Origin of the sequence: Pedobacter cryoconitis (genome assembly GCF_014200595.1) — a bacterium.
Lineage (GTDB): Bacteria > Bacteroidota > Bacteroidia > Sphingobacteriales > Sphingobacteriaceae > Pedobacter > Pedobacter cryoconitis_C.
This window is the reverse complement of the sequence record NZ_JACHCG010000004.1, coordinates 116,081-133,194: the sequence shown is the minus strand read 5'-3', so window position 1 is coordinate 133,194 and position 17,114 is coordinate 116,081. Positions and strand designations below refer to the sequence as shown.

The 17,114-nt window shown below is 39.0% G+C and carries 14 protein-coding genes and 5 tRNA genes; all 19 read left to right on the top strand.

What is annotated here, in order from left to right:
- Positions 1-2 precede the first annotated feature (2 nt).
- Positions 3-533, top strand: a complete 531-nt coding sequence (locus tag HDE70_RS20315; RefSeq protein ID WP_183865816.1) for an adenine phosphoribosyltransferase — start codon at positions 3-5, stop codon at positions 531-533.
- Between the two features lie 161 nt (positions 534-694).
- The gene (locus HDE70_RS20310; RefSeq protein ID WP_221270554.1) at positions 695-1,867 is read left to right on the top strand and encodes an acyl-CoA dehydrogenase family protein; all 1,173 of its coding nucleotides are present in this window, start codon (positions 695-697) and stop codon (positions 1,865-1,867) included.
- 172 nt (positions 1,868-2,039) lie between these two features.
- The gene (gene rpsU, locus HDE70_RS20305) at positions 2,040-2,234 is read left to right on the top strand and encodes a 30S ribosomal protein S21 (RefSeq protein WP_041878250.1); all 195 of its coding nucleotides are present in this window, start codon (positions 2,040-2,042) and stop codon (positions 2,232-2,234) included.
- A gap of 146 nt (positions 2,235-2,380) precedes the next feature.
- Positions 2,381-3,265 carry a tyrosine-type recombinase/integrase gene (locus tag HDE70_RS20300; RefSeq protein WP_183865815.1) on the top strand — a complete coding sequence of 295 codons (885 nt, stop codon included), beginning with the start codon at positions 2,381-2,383 and terminating at the stop codon, positions 3,263-3,265.
- A 15-nt stretch (positions 3,266-3,280) separates the two neighbouring features.
- Entirely contained in the window at positions 3,281-3,628 is a 348-nt protein-coding gene (hpf, locus tag HDE70_RS20295; protein WP_041878247.1) for a ribosome hibernation-promoting factor, HPF/YfiA family, read from the top strand.
- A 175-nt stretch (positions 3,629-3,803) separates the two neighbouring features.
- A tRNA-Thr gene (locus HDE70_RS20290) sits at positions 3,804-3,876 on the top strand.
- 41 nt (positions 3,877-3,917) lie between these two features.
- Positions 3,918-4,000, top strand: a tRNA-Tyr gene (locus HDE70_RS20285).
- Positions 4,001-4,019: 19 nt separating this feature from the next.
- A tRNA-Gly gene (locus HDE70_RS20280) sits at positions 4,020-4,092 on the top strand.
- Between the two features lie 80 nt (positions 4,093-4,172).
- Positions 4,173-4,244, top strand: a tRNA-Thr gene (locus HDE70_RS20275).
- 127 nt (positions 4,245-4,371) lie between these two features.
- Complete coding sequence (gene tuf, locus HDE70_RS20270) at positions 4,372-5,559, top strand: elongation factor Tu (RefSeq protein WP_183865814.1); 1,188 nt, start codon at positions 4,372-4,374, stop codon at positions 5,557-5,559.
- 121 nt (positions 5,560-5,680) lie between these two features.
- Positions 5,681-5,751: transfer RNA gene (locus HDE70_RS20265), tRNA-Trp, on the top strand.
- Positions 5,752-5,764: 13 nt separating this feature from the next.
- Positions 5,765-5,962, top strand: a complete 198-nt coding sequence (gene secE, locus HDE70_RS20260) for a preprotein translocase subunit SecE (RefSeq protein ID WP_068403184.1) — start codon at positions 5,765-5,767, stop codon at positions 5,960-5,962.
- 9 nt (positions 5,963-5,971) lie between these two features.
- Entirely contained in the window at positions 5,972-6,514 is a 543-nt protein-coding gene (gene nusG, locus HDE70_RS20255) for a transcription termination/antitermination protein NusG (protein ID WP_041878241.1), read from the top strand.
- A 69-nt stretch (positions 6,515-6,583) separates the two neighbouring features.
- Entirely contained in the window at positions 6,584-7,027 is a 444-nt protein-coding gene (rplK, locus tag HDE70_RS20250; RefSeq protein ID WP_037443979.1) for a 50S ribosomal protein L11, read from the top strand.
- Positions 7,028-7,050: 23 nt separating this feature from the next.
- On the top strand, positions 7,051-7,749 hold the full coding sequence (gene rplA / locus HDE70_RS20245; RefSeq protein WP_068403182.1) for a 50S ribosomal protein L1: 699 nt from the start codon (positions 7,051-7,053) through the stop codon (positions 7,747-7,749).
- Positions 7,750-7,751: 2 nt separating this feature from the next.
- Positions 7,752-8,273, top strand: coding sequence for a 50S ribosomal protein L10 (gene rplJ, locus HDE70_RS20240; RefSeq protein WP_183865813.1), 522 nt, complete (start codon positions 7,752-7,754; stop codon positions 8,271-8,273).
- A 67-nt stretch (positions 8,274-8,340) separates the two neighbouring features.
- The gene (gene rplL / locus HDE70_RS20235; protein ID WP_183865812.1) at positions 8,341-8,715 is read left to right on the top strand and encodes a 50S ribosomal protein L7/L12; all 375 of its coding nucleotides are present in this window, start codon (positions 8,341-8,343) and stop codon (positions 8,713-8,715) included.
- 153 nt (positions 8,716-8,868) lie between these two features.
- Entirely contained in the window at positions 8,869-12,672 is a 3,804-nt protein-coding gene (rpoB, locus tag HDE70_RS20230; protein ID WP_068403176.1) for a DNA-directed RNA polymerase subunit beta, read from the top strand.
- Between the two features lie 87 nt (positions 12,673-12,759).
- Entirely contained in the window at positions 12,760-17,052 is a 4,293-nt protein-coding gene (rpoC, locus tag HDE70_RS20225; RefSeq protein ID WP_183865811.1) for a DNA-directed RNA polymerase subunit beta', read from the top strand.
- Positions 17,053-17,114: the final 62 nt, after the last annotated feature.

The window sequence follows — 17,114 nt, the reverse complement described above, 5'->3', positions numbered from 1 at the left end:
TCATGACAATGGAAACAAAAATAAAACAGATTGTACGCGATGTAAACGATTTTCCAAAACCGGGTATCGTTTTTAAAGACATTACACCAATTTTAAAAGATGCAGCGTTATGCGGTGAAATTACTACCGCCCTGGCTATGCAGCTTTCAGCAGTTAAGATTGATGTAGTGGCTGGAATTGAAAGCAGAGGCTTTCTGTTTGGAATGGCTTTGGCGAATTTGCTGAATGTTCCTTTTGTACCGATCAGAAAGGCTGGGAAATTACCGCACAAAACTATACAGCAAACTTATGACCTGGAATATGGCAGTGCTACACTCGAAGTGCATGAAGATGCTATTCTTCCAGGACAGCATGTATTGATTCACGATGATCTGCTGGCTACAGGTGGTACAGTGGTTGCAGCTTCCAAACTGATTCAGAAGCTGGATGCTGTAGTTGCTGGTTACTCGTTTATCATTGCTCTCGATTTTCTGAATGGAAAAGACAGGCTAAAAGCGTTTTCTGAGAACAATTTTGCATTAGCTTCCTATTAACAGGCTAAAATAGTTGAAAAAAAATCCTGTTGTTTTAGGGCTTCAGTTCTTATGCTATACTGTAAAATGAACTAAATACTGTTTCGTTCTGTTTCCGGGCAAATATTCAACTGCTTGTTTGGGCTTATATTCTCTATACTTGTCGTATTCAAATATAAAACATGCAAGAAACGTTAGCACAAAATACAGGGTTCAATTTTAGTACTTCAGAGAATCAGTTGATGATCAGAAGTATGGTTAAAGATTTTGCGGAAAAGAATATCCGTCCTCATGTAATGGAATGGGACGAAGCACAGACTTTTCCTGTAGAAGTTTTTAAGAAATTGGGTGAGCTGGGAATGATGGGTGTATTAGTACCTGAAGTTTATGGCGGATCGGGATTCGGTTACCAGGAATATGTAGACGTAATTGTAGAGGTAGCCAGGGTTTGCGGATCTATAGGCTTATCTCTTGCTGCGCACAATTCTTTATGTACAGGTCATATCCTTGCATTTGGAACGGAAGAACAAAAAATGAAGTGGCTGCCTAAACTGGCAACTGCCGAATGGATTGGTGCCTGGGGCTTAACTGAAGCGAATACAGGATCCGATGCATTGAGAATGATGACTACTGCCACATTGGATGGTGATCATTATGTTTTAAATGGTGCGAAAAACTGGATTACCCATGGTAAATCGGGTGATATCGCAGTAGTGATGGTAAGAACAGGTGAAAAGGGAGATTCTAAAGGTATTTCTGCTATCGTGGTAGAACGCGGAACTCCGGGCTTTTCAGCTGGTAAAAAGGAAAATAAGTTAGGGATGCGTGCATCTGAGACTACAGAAATGATATTTGACAACTGCCGTGTACCCGTAGCGAATTTACTGGGTAATGTAGGTGAAGGCTTTAAACAGGCGATGAAAGTGCTGGATGGTGGAAGAATTTCTATTGCTGCATTATCATTGGGGATTGCAAAAGGTGCTTATGAAGCTGCACTGGCCTATGCTCAGGAGAGACACCAGTTCGGGCAGCCAATTTCAAGTTTCCAGGCGATCAGTTTTAAACTGGCGGATATGGCTACTGAAATTGAAGCAGCTGAATTGTTAATCAGACAATCTGCCGATTTAAAGAACCGTGGTCAGAAAATGACTAAAGAGTCTGCTATGGCAAAATACTTTGCCTCAGAGGTCGCTGTAAGGGCTGCTACTGAAGCGGTACAGATCTTTGGTGGCTATGGTTATACGAAAGACTTCCCTGTAGAGAAGTTTTACCGTGACAGTAAGTTATGTACGATCGGGGAGGGGACTTCGGAGATCCAGAAAATTGTAATTGCGAGAGAAATCTTAAATAAATAATAACAGCCTAAACCTAAAATAGCTGTTTAAATACACCACGACATATTCTAACCAAATATATTTTACCAATCCAGTAGGCGAAAGCGTACTGGATTTTTTTATGCTTGTTTTATAAGGTTTTATGTTCTACCTTTGCAATCCTTAAAACAACGAGAGGAGGTATTTTAACGTTATGATCATAATTAATATTAAAGACGGCGAATCACTTGATAAAGCCCTTAAACGTTTCAAAAAGAAATTTGAAAAAACTGGTGTATTGAGAGAACTACGTAGCCGTCAGGCATACGAGAAAAAATCTGTAGCTCGTCGTACATTAGTTAAGCACGCGATTTATAAAGAAAATATGCACTTAGAAGGAAAGATTTAATTCTTCCCCTTTTAGTTTCAAATATTTTAAAGCGCCGCCGGATTTTTCCGGTGGCGCTTTCTTTTTAGGTAGTAATTCCGTACATTCACTTTTACAGGGTCTGTTTGAACTTTAAACAGCCGCTAAAAGGATAATAATTGTAATTAATGTCAGTAGAATCCTACCTAAACTATCTTCAGCACGAGAAGCGCTATTCTCCGCACACTGTACTTGCCTATAGAACGGACCTGGTGCAGTTTAATGAATATATTGAACAAACTTATGAAATGGGGCCTGAAGAGGCTAAATATGTGCACATCAGGGATTATATCGTTCACCTGATGGAAGATGAGGTTGGAGCCAACTCTATTGGCAGAAAGTTATCAAGCCTGCGGGGATTCTATAAATATCTTTATCGCCAGAAAATTATCCTCACCAGTCCAATGTCATTAATCAAAGCTCCTAAAACACCTGAGCGGTTACCGGTGTTTATAGAGGAACAGAAGCTGGATCACCTGCTGGACTCAGGAGAGTTCTTTGACGCGACTTTTTCTTCAGTTCGTGATAAAATGGTCATCGAAGTACTTTTCGGAACAGGGATGCGCTTAGCAGAGCTTTTAGGTTTAAAAGAAACAGACATTGATTTTTACCAGGAATCTGTCAAGGTTTTGGGAAAAAGAAAAAAAGAAAGAATTATTCCTGTGACCAAACCACTTATTAATCAGCTTAAAGAGTATATTGAGTTGAAATCGTTACAGAAATTTAATAACAAAACGGATGACTTGTTCGTTACTAATAAAGGAACAGCAGTTTACCCGGTCTTTATTTATAAGATTGTAAAAAGTTATTTGACATATATATCCACACAGGATAAAAAAAGTCCCCATGTATTACGGCATTCGTATGCAACAAGCCTGTTGAACAGGGGGGCAGATTTAAATGCGATCAAGGAATTACTCGGGCATGCCAGTTTAGCAGCAACCCAGGTTTACACGCATAATTCTATAGAAAGATTAAAATCAATATATAAACAGGCCCATCCAAAGGCATAAAAAAAGGAGGACAACATGAAAATTACAGTTCAATCAATCCATTTCAATGCAGATCACAAACTATTAGACTTTATTCAAAAGAAAGTTGACAAGCTGGAACAGTTCCACGACCAGATCATAAGTGGGGAAGTTTATTTAAAATTAGAGAATGTAGATGATGAGGCTAACAAAATAAGTGAGATCAAACTGATGGTTCCTGGAGGAATTTTATTCGCAAAGGAACAATGCAAGTCTTTCGAAGAAGCGACAGATTTATCAATTGAGTCGTTAAAAAAGCAAATAACAAAACATAAAGAAAAAAATAGAATAAAAGTTTCTGAGCTTAAGGCAGTATTAAATGCCGATGAAGTGTCTGATTATTAGGAATCTATTTTTGGAAATTTTAAATATAAAACCAGCAGAATACAGTCTGCTGGTTTTTTTTTCAAAATAGTTTTGCAACTATAAAATATTCTTGTAGATTTGCATTCCAATTCGGAACAGGGGTTAACCCATAAAGAGTTGGTTTGTTCTGTGAATGTTTAATAAATAATAATAAGCCTCCTTAGCTCAGCTGGTAGAGCAACTGACTTGTAATCAGTAGGTCATTGGTTCGATCCCGATAGGAGGCTCTTTTAAACCCGCATTTGATATGTGGCGGTTTAGGAGAAATGGGGGGATACCAGAGTGGCCAAATGGGACAGACTGTAACTCTGTTGTCGCAAGACTTCGAAGGTTCGAATCCTTCTCCCCCCACTTTATAATAATAATAAAAGCGAAAGTAGCTCAGTTGGTAGAGCGATAGCCTTCCAAGCTATAGGTCGCGAGTTCGAACCTCGTCTTTCGCTCTTGATTCAAAGAGCAGTCGGCATAATGGTCACAGTTTAAATGCCGGACCGGTATTGAAGATTGTGAAGAGAATAAAAAAGCCGACGTAGCTCAGCGGTAGAGCACTTCCTTGGTAAGGAAGAGGTCATGGGTTCAAGTCCCATCGTTGGCTCAGGAATAAAGATAAAAAAGCTTTGTTAAATCTGGCATTATGCCCAGAATGAACAAGGTTTTTTGTATTGAATTGTATCAAAACAATAATTAAAAATAAAAGTTAACCTACTAATAAGTATAAAAACATGGCAAAAGAAAAGTTTGACCGCAGCAAGCCGCACTTAAACATCGGCACTATCGGTCACGTTGACCACGGTAAAACAACCTTAACAGCAGCTATCACTAAAGTGTTATCTGATGCTGGTTTATCTGAGGCGCGTTCATTTGATTCGATTGACTCTGCTCCAGAGGAAAAAGAAAGAGGTATCACTATTAACACTGCACACGTTGAGTATTCAACTGCTAACCGTCACTATGCTCACGTTGACTGTCCAGGTCACGCGGATTACGTGAAAAACATGGTTACAGGTGCGGCGCAAATGGATGGTGCTATTATCGTTGTAGCGGCTACAGATGGTCCTATGCCACAAACTCGTGAGCACATTCTATTGGCTCGTCAGGTAGGTGTACCTTCATTGGTGGTTTTCATGAACAAAGTGGATATGGTTGATGATCCTGAATTACTAGAATTAGTAGAGATGGAAGTTCGTGAATTATTATCTTTCTATGACTTCCCAGGTGATGATATCCCAGTTATTCAAGGTTCTGCTTTAGGTGGATTGAATGGCGATGAGAAATGGGTTGCTAAAATCATGGAATTAATGGATGCTGTAGATAGCTACATTCCAATCCCTCCACGTTTAACTGAGCTTCCTTTCTTAATGCCTGTTGAAGATGTATTCTCGATCACTGGTCGTGGTACTGTTGCAACTGGTCGTATTGAGCGTGGTGTAATCAACTCTGGAGATCCTGTTGAGATCTTAGGTATGGGTGCAGAAAATCTTAAATCAACTGTAACAGGTGTTGAGATGTTCCGTAAGATCCTTGATTATGGTGAAGCAGGTGATAACGTAGGTTTATTATTACGTGGTATTGAGAAAACTGATATCCGTCGTGGTATGGTTATCTGTAAACCAGGTTCTGTAACTCCTCACACAGATTTCAAAGCTGAGATCTATGTATTATCAAAAGCTGAAGGTGGACGTCACACTCCATTCTTTAACAAATACCGTCCACAATTCTATTTCCGTACCACAGACGTTACTGGAGAGATCACTCTTCAAGAAGGAACTGAAATGGTTATGCCAGGTGATAACGTTACAATCAATGTTAAATTGATCAACGCAATCGCAATGGAAAAAGGACTTCGTTTCGCTATCCGTGAAGGTGGTAGAACAGTAGGTGCTGGTCAGGTAACTGAAATTGTAAAATAATTACTTAACCGTCCTTCGGGTCGCTAAGCAATTAAATAATAATACAAAGTGCCCGGACGTTATAGTCTGGGTACTTTGTTCTAAAAATGTTTGATTAACCTTCAGAGGTTGATTCTTATACACGGGAATAGTTCAACGGTAGAATAGAGGTCTCCAAAACCTTTGATCAGGGTTCGAATCCTTGTTCCCGTGCAAAAACTTAGATATGGCTAGCATAGTTCAATTTATTAAAGAATCGTATGAGGAAATGACCCAGAAGGTTACCTGGCCTACATGGGGAGAATTGCAAAATTCTGCAGTGCTGGTTTTGGTAGCTTCGTTTATTATTGCAGTAGTTATCTTTGCAATGGATAAGGGATCTACTTTTGTGTTAGATACTTTTTATAAATCACTTTCTAATTAATAGAACTAAATGAACGATCAGCTAAAATGGTATGTAGTTAGGGCGGTAAGCGGAAAAGAGAAGAAGGTAAAACAATACATCGATTCAGAGATCAGTCGTTTAGGTTTTTCTCATCTTGTTCCGCAGGTATTAATCCCTATGGAAAAATACTACCAGATGAAAGAAGGAAAGAAGATTGCAAAAGAACGCAACTTTTATCCTGGTTATGTTTTGATTGAAGCAACTCTGGACGGTGAGCTGGAACACATTATTAAAAATGTGAACAGCGTAATCGGTTTCTTAGGGGATAAAGGGGGAAACCCGGTTCCAATGCGTCAGGCAGAAGTTAACCGTATCCTGGGTAAAGTAGATGAAATGAGTCAGCAGGGTGAGACTATGAATGTAGCTTACTATGTTGGTGAGAACGTCAAAGTAATGGACGGTCCTTTCAATGGCTTTACTGGTGTGATTGAAGAGGTTAACGAAGAGAAGAAAAAACTAAAAGTAATGGTTAAGATTTTCGGCAGAAAAACTCCGCTGGAGCTTAACTATATGCAAGTAGAAAAAGAGTAGAATAAAGATCTTAAATGTTACATGCTTCCAACATTTTAACATTGAGTATTACAATTAACAAATCAGAAAATGGCAAAAGAAGTCAGTGCGCTTGTTAAATTACAAATCAAAGGAGGAGCTGCAAATCCATCACCACCAGTAGGACCTGCATTAGGTGCTAAAGGTGTTAATATCATGGAATTTTGCAAGCAATTTAATGCTCGTACCCAAGATAAGCCTGGTAAAGTATTACCTGTTGTAATTACTGTTTATGCTGACAAGTCTTTCGAATTTATCATCAAAACCCCGCCGGTTGCTATCCAGTTAAAGGATGCTACTAAATTAGCGAGTGGTTCTGCTGAGCCCAACCGTAAGAAAGTTGGTTCGGTGACTTGGGATCAGGTTAAGTCAATTGCTGAAGATAAAATGACTGATTTAAATGCATTCACTATCGAGTCGGCAATGAGTATGGTTGCCGGTACAGCACGCAGTATGGGAATCACCGTTAGCGGCGATGCACCCTGGACAAATTAATTAACAAAAAACAGTTTACAACAGTGGCTAAATTAACAAAAAATCAAAAAAAGGCACATGCTAAACTAGAATCTGGTAAAACGTATTCTTTACAGGATGCGGCTGCTTTGGTAAAAGAAATCACTACTACTAAATTTGATGCTTCGGTTGATATCGACATCGCTTTAGGTGTTGATCCGCGTAAAGCGAATCAAATGGTACGTGGTATCGCTACTTTACCACACGGTACAGGTAAAACTGTACGTGTATTAGTTCTTTGTAATCCTGATAAGGAAGACGAAGCTAAAGCAGCAGGTGCAGATTTCGTAGGTTTAGACGAATATGTTGCCAAGATTGAAGGTGGATGGACTGATGTTGACATTATTATCACTACTCCTGCTTGTATGGCTAAAGTAGGTAAACTGGGCCGCGTTTTAGGTCCACGTAACCTTATGCCAAACCCAAAATCAGGTACTGTAACTAACGAAGTTGGTAAAGCAGTAACTGACGTAAAAGGCGGTAAGATTGATTTTAAAGTTGACAAAAGTGGTATCATTCATGCTTCGGTAGGAAAAGTATCATTCCCAGCAGAAAAAATATATGAAAATGCATTAGAAGTTCTTCAAGTAATTTCTAAGCTTAAACCATCTGCTGCTAAAGGAACTTATTTTAAGAGCATTCATGTTTCTTCTACAATGAGTCCTGGAATCGCAATCGAAACAAAATCAGTAGCAGGGATCTAATTATGAACAGAGAAGAAAAACACGAAGTAGTTTCGGCTCTTCAAGAGAAGATGCAGGACTTTGGCAATTTTTATATTGCTGATACATCAAGCTTATCTGTTGAGAAAATTAACAACATCCGTCGCAAATGTTTCGAAAGCGGTATTGAAATGCAGGTTGCTAAAAATACTTTGATCAGAAAAGCGATCGAAGGATTAGAAGGCGACAATTCAAGTATTTTTGAAGCATTAAAAGGCCAGTCAGCATTATTATTCTCAAGAACAGGTAATGGTCCGGCTAAGCTGATCAAAGCCTTGAGAAAAGGATCTGACAAACCACAGTTGAAAGCTGCGTTTATTGACACAGCAATCTATGTTGGAGATAATCATTTAGATGCATTAGTAAGCTTGAAATCAAGAGAAGAGCTTATTGGAGACATCATTGGCTTGCTACAATCGCCAGCTAAAAATGTTATTTCAGCACTTAAATCTAGTGGTGGTAAAATCGCAGGAATTGTTAAAACTCTTCAGGAAAGAGAAGGTTAAGGAACACCTTATAAGTTTCATATTATTATAAATTATTTTTCACGTCAAATTTTAAAAACTCTATAAAATGGCAGATTTAAAAGCGTTTGCTGAGCAATTAGTAAACTTAACAGTAAAAGAAGTTAACGAATTAGCTCAAATCCTTAAAGACGAGTATGGTATCGAACCAGCTGCTGCTGCAGTTGCTGTTGCAGGTCCTGCTGGTGATGCTGCTCCTGCAGCTGAAGAAAAATCTACTTTCGACGTTATCCTGAAAGAAGCTGGTGGTTCTAAATTAGCAGTTGTTAAGTTGGTTAAAGACTTAACTGGATTAGGTTTGAAAGAAGCTAAAGACTTAGTTGACGGTGCACCAAAAGAATTAAAAGCTGGTGTTTCTAAAGACGAAGCTGAAGCTTTGAAAAAACAATTAGAAGAAGCTGGAGCTGTAGTTGAGATTAAGTAATCACTTAATTTTAATATAACTTTAAACATAGACTCCGACTGAACAGTCGGAGTCTATACCTGTTTATATACATTTCATCTAAGTTTGGTTGGTGAGATGTTCACGGCAAACCAAACAAATAGTTTATTCTTAAACTAAATTAACTTTAGTACCTTGGCAAATAAAGTCGACCAAAGAGTAAATTTTGCACGTAGTAAGCACATCATAGATTACCCGGATTTTCTAGATGTACAGTTGCAATCATTCAGAGAATTTTTCCAGATAGAAACTACTTCAGACAACCGTCATACAGAGGGCTTGTTTAAAGTATTTGCTGAAAACTTTCCAATCACTGATTCCAGAAATATTTTCGTTTTGGAATTCCTTGATTATTTTATTGACCCACCGCGTTATGATATACCTGAGTGTATTGACCGTGGGTTAACTTATAGTGTTCCCTTAAAGGCAAAGTTGAAATTGTCTTGTAATGATGCGGAGCACGAAGATTTTGAAACTATCATTCAGGATGTATATCTGGGTACTATTCCATATATGACCCCTAAAGGTACATTCGTAATCAACGGTGCAGAGCGTGTAATTGTTTCTCAGTTACACAGGTCTCCAGGTGTGTTCTTCGGCCAGAGCCGTCACACTAACGGAACCAAGCTTTATTCTGCGCGTGTGATTCCTTTCAAAGGATCCTGGATCGAGTTTGCTACTGACGTAAATAACGTCATGTATGCTTATATCGACCGTAAGAAAAAATTCCCGGTTACCACACTTTTACGTGCAATTGGTTACGATTCTGATAAAGACATCCTTGAATTGTTTGACTTGGCTGATGAGGTTAAGGTTAGCAAATCTGGTTTGAAAAAATATATCGGACGTAAGCTTGCTGCAAGAGTTTTAAGAAAATGGGTTGAAGATTTTGTAGACGAAGATACTGGTGAAGTAGTTTCGATAGATCGTAACGAAGTGATCTTGGACAGGGATACTGTTTTAGAAGACGAGCATATTGATATGATCATTGATGCTGGCGTTAAAACTATTATCTTATCTAAAGATGATGGTGCTAGTCAGGCTGATTATACTATTATATATAATACATTACAAAAAGATACTTCAAACTCTGAAAAAGAGGCTGTTGAAAACATCTATCGTGCTTTGCGTAACGCAGAACCACCTGATGAGGAAACTGCAAGAGGTATCATTGAGCGTTTATTCTTCTCAGACAAACGTTATGACTTAGGGGATGTTGGTCGTTACCGCATCAACCGTAAGTTGAAAATGGATACTCCTGATCACGTTAAAGTATTAACAAAAGCAGATATTATTGCAATTGTTAAGTACCTGATCAAATTAATCAACTCCAAAGAAGAGGTCGATGATATTGATCACTTGTCAAACCGTCGTGTACGTACAGTAGGTGAGCAGTTATATGCTCAGTTTGGTGTAGGTCTGGCGCGTATGGCCCGTACAATCCGTGAGCGGATGAACATTCGTGATAATGAGGTTTTCACACCAACAGACTTAATTAACGCCCGTACTTTATCGTCGGTTATTAATTCATTCTTTGGTACTAACCAGTTGTCACAGTTTATGGACCAGACTAATCCTCTTGCAGAGATTACGCACAAGCGTCGTCTTTCAGCATTAGGCCCAGGTGGTCTTTCCCGTGAAAGAGCTGGTTTCGAGGTGCGTGACGTTCACTATACTCACTACGGCAGGTTGTGTACGATTGAAACACCAGAGGGACCAAACATTGGTTTGATTTCATCTCTTTGTGTACATGCGAAGATCAATACATTAGGATTTATAGAAACTCCATACAAGATCGTAAGAGACGGTATCGTTGCTGTAGATGAAGATGTAATTTATCTTTCTGCAGAAGATGAAGATGGTAAAACTATCGCACAGGCAAACGCTGCTTATGATGATAAAGGTAATTTCACCACTGCACGTGTTAAAGCACGTTACGAGGGTGACTTCCCGATTATTGAGCCTGAGAAATTAGACTTAATGGACGTGGCACCTAATCAGATTACTTCGATTGCTGCTTCATTGATTCCTTTCCTTGAGCATGATGATGCGAACAGGGCCCTGATGGGTTCCAACATGCAACGTCAGGCCGTACCATTGTTACGTCCTGAGGCTCCGATTGTTGGTACTGGTCTTGAAGGTCGTGTTGCACGTGACTCAAGAACATTGATCAATGCTGAAGGTGATGGTGTTGTTGAATATGTGGATGCTAACGAAATTACTATCAAATATGTAAGAAACGATGCAGATCGTTTAGTATCATTTGAAGGTGATAGCAAAACTTATAAATTAATTAAATTCAAGAAAACCAACCAGAATACTTGTATTAACTTAAAACCAATTGTTAAAAAAGGTCAGAAAGTTGTTAAAGGACAAGTACTTTGTGAAGGTTATGCAACTGAAAATGGTGAACTTGCTTTAGGCAGGAACCTTAAAGTAGCGTTCATGCCTTGGCAGGGATATAACTTTGAGGATGCGATTGTAATCAGTGAACGTATTGTTCGTGAAGACATCTTTACTTCATTGCATATTGAAGAGTTTGAATTGGAAGTGCGTGATACGAAACGTGGAGAAGAGGAATTAACACCAGATATCCCTAACGTTTCTGAAGAAGCTACTAAAGATTTAGATGAAAACGGTATCATTCGTATCGGTGCTGAGGTTAAAGAAGGCGATATCCTGATTGGTAAAATTACACCAAAAGGTGAGTCTGATCCTTCACCGGAAGAGAAATTATTACGCGCTATCTTTGGAGATAAAGCGGGTGATGTGAAAGATGCATCCCTGAAAACTCCACCATCGATCAGAGGTGTTGTAATTGATACTAAATTATTCTCAAGAGCTAAGAAAACTACTAAAGCTGAAGAAAAAGCAGCGATAGAGAAATTAGATAAGAGATATAATCTGGCTACAACCAATCTTAAAAATGAGTTGGTTGACAAATTGTTCCAGATTGTAAATGGTAAAACTTCTCAGGGTATTTTCAACGTTTACAAGGAATTATTATTCCCTAAAGGTGCTAAGTTCACTCAAAAAAGTTTAGCTGATCTTGAATTCGCTCACATTAATCCATACAAATGGACTACTGATGACGATAAAAATGATCAGATCAAAATTTTGATCCACAACTATGGTATCCGTGTAAACGAAGAACTGGGTGCATATAAACGTGATAAATTCGCCATCAGTGTTGGTGATGAATTGCCTTCAGGTATTGTGCAGATGGCTAAAGTTTATGTTGCTAAAAAACGTAAACTAAAAGTAGGGGATAAGATGGCTGGTCGTCACGGTAATAAGGGTATTGTTGCCCGTATCGTTCGTGATGAAGATATGCCGTTCCTTGATGATGGAACTCCTGTTGATATCGTGTTGAACCCACTGGGTGTACCTTCACGTATGAACCTTGGACAGATCTACGAAACTGTATTGGCATGGGCCGGTAAAGAATTGGGTGTTAAATTTGCAACTCCGATCTTTGATGGTGCCAAGCATGATGAAGTTGAAGCGTGGATCGCTAAAGCTGGTGTTCCTGCTTCAGGAAGAACCTATTTACATAATGGTTTAACAGGTGAGCGTTTCGACCAGCCAACTACAGTAGGTATTATCTACATGCTGAAATTGGGTCACATGGTTGATGATAAAATGCACGCCCGTTCAATCGGACCATATTCATTAATTACACAACAACCATTGGGTGGTAAAGCCCAATTCGGGGGTCAGCGTTTTGGTGAGATGGAGGTTTGGGCATTAGAAGCATTTGGTGCGGCTAATATTCTACAAGAGATCCTGACTGTGAAGTCTGATGATGTAATTGGTAGAGCCAAAACTTATGAAGCAATTGTAAAAGGCGAAAACCTGCCGACTCCAGGTGTACCGGAATCATTCAATGTACTGGTACATGAGCTGCGCGGATTAGGTTTAGATATTACGTTAGACTAATGTTGAATTTTTTAATGTCGGAATGGGACCTGTTAAACCAGGAGCCCATTCTGACTTTTTAAATTTTCAAATTCAAACAACAGAGCTATGTCTTACAAAAAGGATAATAAATTAAAGAGCAATTTCACCTCGATTACCATTAGTTTGGCATCGCCGGAGGCTATTTTAGAGCGCTCTAGTGGTGAGGTGTTAAAACCTGAGACTATTAATTATCGTACTTACAAACCTGAACGTGATGGTTTGTTCTGCGAGCGTATTTTTGGTCCGGTAAAAGATTACGAATGTCACTGTGGTAAATACAAACGTATCCGTTATAAAGGTATTGTTTGTGACCGTTGTGGTGTTGAGGTAACGGAGAAAAAAGTACGTAGAGAGCGTATGGGTCACATCAATTTGGTGGTTCCTGTTGCGCATATCTGGTATTTCCGTTCATTACCAAATAAAATAGGTTACTTATTAGGCCTTCCTACCAAAAGATTAGATTTGATCATTTACTACGAGCGTTATGTAGTTATTCAATCTGGTTTAATGGAAGAACAAGGTATCCAGTATATGGATTTCCTTACTGAGGAAGAGTACCTTGATATTCTTGATAAATTACCTAAAGAAAACCAATACTTAGACGATAAAGACCCTAATAAATTCATCGCCAAAATGGGTGCTGAAGCATTAGAAGATTTATTGAAACGTATTGACTTAGATACTTTATCTTATAACTTACGTCACCAGGCTGCAAACGAGACTTCTCAACAACGTAAAAACGAAGCATTAAAACGTTTACAGGTTGTTGAAGCTTTCCGTGGTGCAAGAACACGTATTGAAAATAATCCAGAATGGATGATTATCAAAATTGTTCCTGTTATCCCACCGGAATTACGTCCGTTAGTACCTCTTGAAGGTGGTCGTTTCGCTACTTCAGATTTAAATGATCTGTACCGTCGTGTGATTATCCGTAACAACCGTTTAAAGCGTTTGATCGAGATTAAAGCACCAGAGGTTATTTTACGTAACGAGAAACGTATGTTACAGGAAGCTGTAGATTCGTTATTCGATAACTCACGTAAAGTAAATGCGGTAAAAACTGAAGGTAACCGTGCTTTGAAATCTCTTTCAGATATCCTGAAAGGTAAACAAGGCCGTTTCCGTCAGAATTTATTGGGTAAACGTGTGGATTACTCTGCGCGTTCGGTAATTGTTGTAGGTCCAAACCTTAAATTACACGAATGTGGTTTACCTAAAGATATGGCTGCTGAGCTTTTCAAACCGTTTATCATTCGTAAGATGATCGAACGTGGAATCGTGAAAACAGTTAAATCTGCAAAGAAAATTGTTGACAGAAAAGATCCATTGGTTTGGGACATTCTTGAAAACGTTTTAAAAGGACACCCTGTATTACTGAATCGTGCGCCTACGCTGCACAGATTGGGTATCCAGTCTTTCCAGCCTAAATTGGTGGAAGGAAAAGCAATCCAGTTACACCCGTTAGTGTGTACTGCATTCAACGCCGATTTTGACGGTGACCAGATGGCTGTGCATTTACCTTTAGGTCATGCTGCTATTTTGGAAGCCCAGGTATTGATGTTAGCTGCGCACAACATTCTGAACCCTGCAAACGGTACGCCGATTACTGTACCTTCTCAGGATATGGTTTTGGGTCTTTATTATATTACTAAAGGCCGTAGAACTGATGCTCAGCGTGTTGTTAACGGACAGGATTTCTCATTCTATTCTCCGGAAGAAGTTATCATTGCTTACAATGAGAAACGTATCGATCTTCACGCATTTATCAAAGTAAAAGTAAATGTTAAAGATTCTGACGGAAATATCGTTAATAAACTAACTGAAACTACTGTTGGTCGTGTACTGTTTAATCAAATGGTTCCGGCAGAAGTAGGATATATCAATGAACTGCTGACTAAAAAATCACTGAGAGATATTATCGGTGATGTAGTTAAGGTAACTGGTATGGCTCGTGCATCAAGATTCCTTGATGATATTAAAGAGTTAGGTTTCCAAATGGCATTCAGAGGTGGACTATCGTTTAACTTGCAGGATGTAAACATCCCGGCAGAGAAACAAGTTCTTTTAGAACAGGCTTCTGCTGAAGTTGAAGAGGTAAGGAATAACTATAACATGGGATTCATTACCAACAACGAGCGTTACAATCAGATTATTGATATCTGGACTCGTATCAACAACCGTTTAACATCATTCGTGATGACTCAGTTATCAAGCGATAACCAAGGGTTTAACTCGGTATATATGATGCTTGACTCTGGAGCACGTGGATCTAAAGAGCAGATTCGTCAGCTTTGCGGAATGCGTGGTCTGATGGCAAAACCTCAGAAATCAGGTTCAGGTGGTGAAATTATTGAGAATCCGATTCTTTCGAACTTTAAAGAAGGATTATCAGTATTAGAATACTTTATCTCTACCCACGGTGCGCGTAAAGGTTTGGCGGATACAGCGTTAAAAACTGCTGATGCTGGTTACCTGACCCGTCGTTTACATGACGTTGCTCAGGATATGATCGTGAACGCTGCTGATTGTGGTACTTTAAGAGGTATGTATACTACTGCGTTGAAAGATAACGAAGATATCGTTGAACCATTATATGACAGAATTTTGGGTCGTATTTCACTTCATGATGTATTTAATCCTCTGGATGGTGCATTATTGGTAGGTGCTGGTCAGGATATTGATGAAGACATCGCAAAAGCAATCGAAGAGTCTCCTTTAGAAGGCGTGGAAATACGTTCAGTATTGACATGTGAAAATAAAAGAGGTGTTTGTGCGCTTTGTTACGGACGTAACCTTGCAACTGGTAAACGTGTTCAACGTGGTGAAGCTGTCGGCGTAATTGCTGCACAGTCTATCGGTGAGCCGGGTACACAGTTAACATTACGTACATTCCACGTGGGTGGTACCGCATCAAACATTGCTGCTGAATCTCAGATCAATGCGAAGTTTGATGGTATCATAGAATTCGAAAACGTTCGTACTGTAGCAAATGATACAGGTGAGCAAGGTGTGAAACAAATTGTTTTAGGCCGTTCAGGTGAATTCAAAATCGTAGAAAAAGGTACTGGTAAAGTTATCATGACCAATAATATCCCTTACGGTTCATTCTTATATGTTGAAGAAGGAGCTGAAATTTCAAAAGGTGATAAGATTTGTTCATGGGATCCATATAACGCGGTTATTATCTCGGAGTTTGCCGGTAAAATCGAATTTGATGCAATTATTGAAGGTGTTACCTTCCGTGAAGAGTCAGATGAGCAAACTGGTCACCGTGAGAAAGTAATTATCGATACACGTGATAAAACTAAAAATCCATCAGTAAGAGTTGTAGATAAAAAAGGTGAATTAATCAGACAGTATAACATTCCTGTTGGGGCTCACGTTTCTATCGATGATGGAGAAGCAGTTAAAACTGGTCAGATCTTAGTTAAAATCCCTCGTGCTACAGGAAAAACAAGAGATATTACGGGTGGTTTACCACGTGTAACTGAATTGTTCGAAGCACGTAACCCTTCTAATCCGGCTGTAGTAACTGAGATTGATGGTGTGGTAACTTTAGGTGGTGTGAAACGTGGTAATCGTGAGATGACTATCGAATCAAAAGATGGTGAGATCAAGAAATATCTGGTACCATTATCTAAACACATCCTGGTTCAGGACAATGACTTCGTGAAAGCTGGTATGCCATTATCAGACGGATCGATTTCTCCTGCGGATATCCTGGCAATTAAAGGTCCTGCTGCTGTACAAGAATACTTAGTAAATGGTATACAAGAGGTTTACCGTTTACAAGGTGTAAAAATCAATGATAAACACTTTGAGGTTATTGTACACCAGATGATGCAGAAAGTTCATATTGAAGATCCGGGTGATACTACATTCTTAGAAAATAATTCTGTAGACCGTTGGGACTTCATGATTGAAAACGATGATATCTATGACAAGAAAGTTGTTATTGATGCGGGTGATTCAAACACGGTTAAACCAGGTCAGATTCTTTCTCTGCGTAAATTAAGAGATGAAAATTCTCAGTTAAAACGTAAAGATCTGAAACAGATCGAAGTTCGTGATGCAAGATCAGCAACTGCTAGTTCTGTATTACAAGGTATTACACGTGCATCATTAGGTACGAAATCATTCATCTCTGCGGCTTCCTTCCAGGAAACTACAAAAGTATTGAACGAAGCTGCAATTGCAGGTAAACGTGATAACATGCTTGGATTGAAAGAAAACGTAATCGTTGGTCACTTGATTCCTTCAGGTACTGGTGTTCGTGGTTACGAACGTATTATCGTTGGTTCACAAGAAGAGTACGACAAGTTATTAGCTTCGAAACAAGAAGAAGAAATAGAAGCATAATTTAAATAGTTAATTTTTTTTTAATCCCTCCTGATCTTGTCAGGGGGGATTTTTTTTTAATA

Excerpts from the sequence above, each read along its gene's own strand:
- HDE70_RS20315 (WP_183865816.1), top strand. The coding sequence starts at position 3 with ATGACAATGGAAACAAAAATAAAACAGATTGTACGCGATGTAAACGAT.
- rpoC (WP_183865811.1), top strand. The coding sequence starts at position 12,760 with ATGTCTTACAAAAAGGATAATAAATTAAAGAGCAATTTCACCTCGATT.
- tuf (WP_183865814.1), top strand. The coding sequence starts at position 4,372 with ATGGCAAAAGAAAAGTTTGACCGCAGCAAGCCGCACTTAAACATCGGC.
- rplL (WP_183865812.1), top strand. The coding sequence starts at position 8,341 with ATGGCAGATTTAAAAGCGTTTGCTGAGCAATTAGTAAACTTAACAGTA.
- rplJ (WP_183865813.1), top strand. The coding sequence starts at position 7,752 with ATGAACAGAGAAGAAAAACACGAAGTAGTTTCGGCTCTTCAAGAGAAG.
- secE (WP_068403184.1), top strand. The coding sequence starts at position 5,765 with ATGGCTAGCATAGTTCAATTTATTAAAGAATCGTATGAGGAAATGACC.
- rpsU (WP_041878250.1), top strand. The coding sequence starts at position 2,040 with ATGATCATAATTAATATTAAAGACGGCGAATCACTTGATAAAGCCCTT.
- nusG (WP_041878241.1), top strand. The coding sequence starts at position 5,972 with ATGAACGATCAGCTAAAATGGTATGTAGTTAGGGCGGTAAGCGGAAAA.
- HDE70_RS20310 (WP_221270554.1), top strand. The coding sequence starts at position 695 with ATGCAAGAAACGTTAGCACAAAATACAGGGTTCAATTTTAGTACTTCA.
- HDE70_RS20300 (WP_183865815.1), top strand. The coding sequence starts at position 2,381 with ATGTCAGTAGAATCCTACCTAAACTATCTTCAGCACGAGAAGCGCTAT.
- rplK (WP_037443979.1), top strand. The coding sequence starts at position 6,584 with ATGGCAAAAGAAGTCAGTGCGCTTGTTAAATTACAAATCAAAGGAGGA.
- hpf (WP_041878247.1), top strand. The coding sequence starts at position 3,281 with ATGAAAATTACAGTTCAATCAATCCATTTCAATGCAGATCACAAACTA.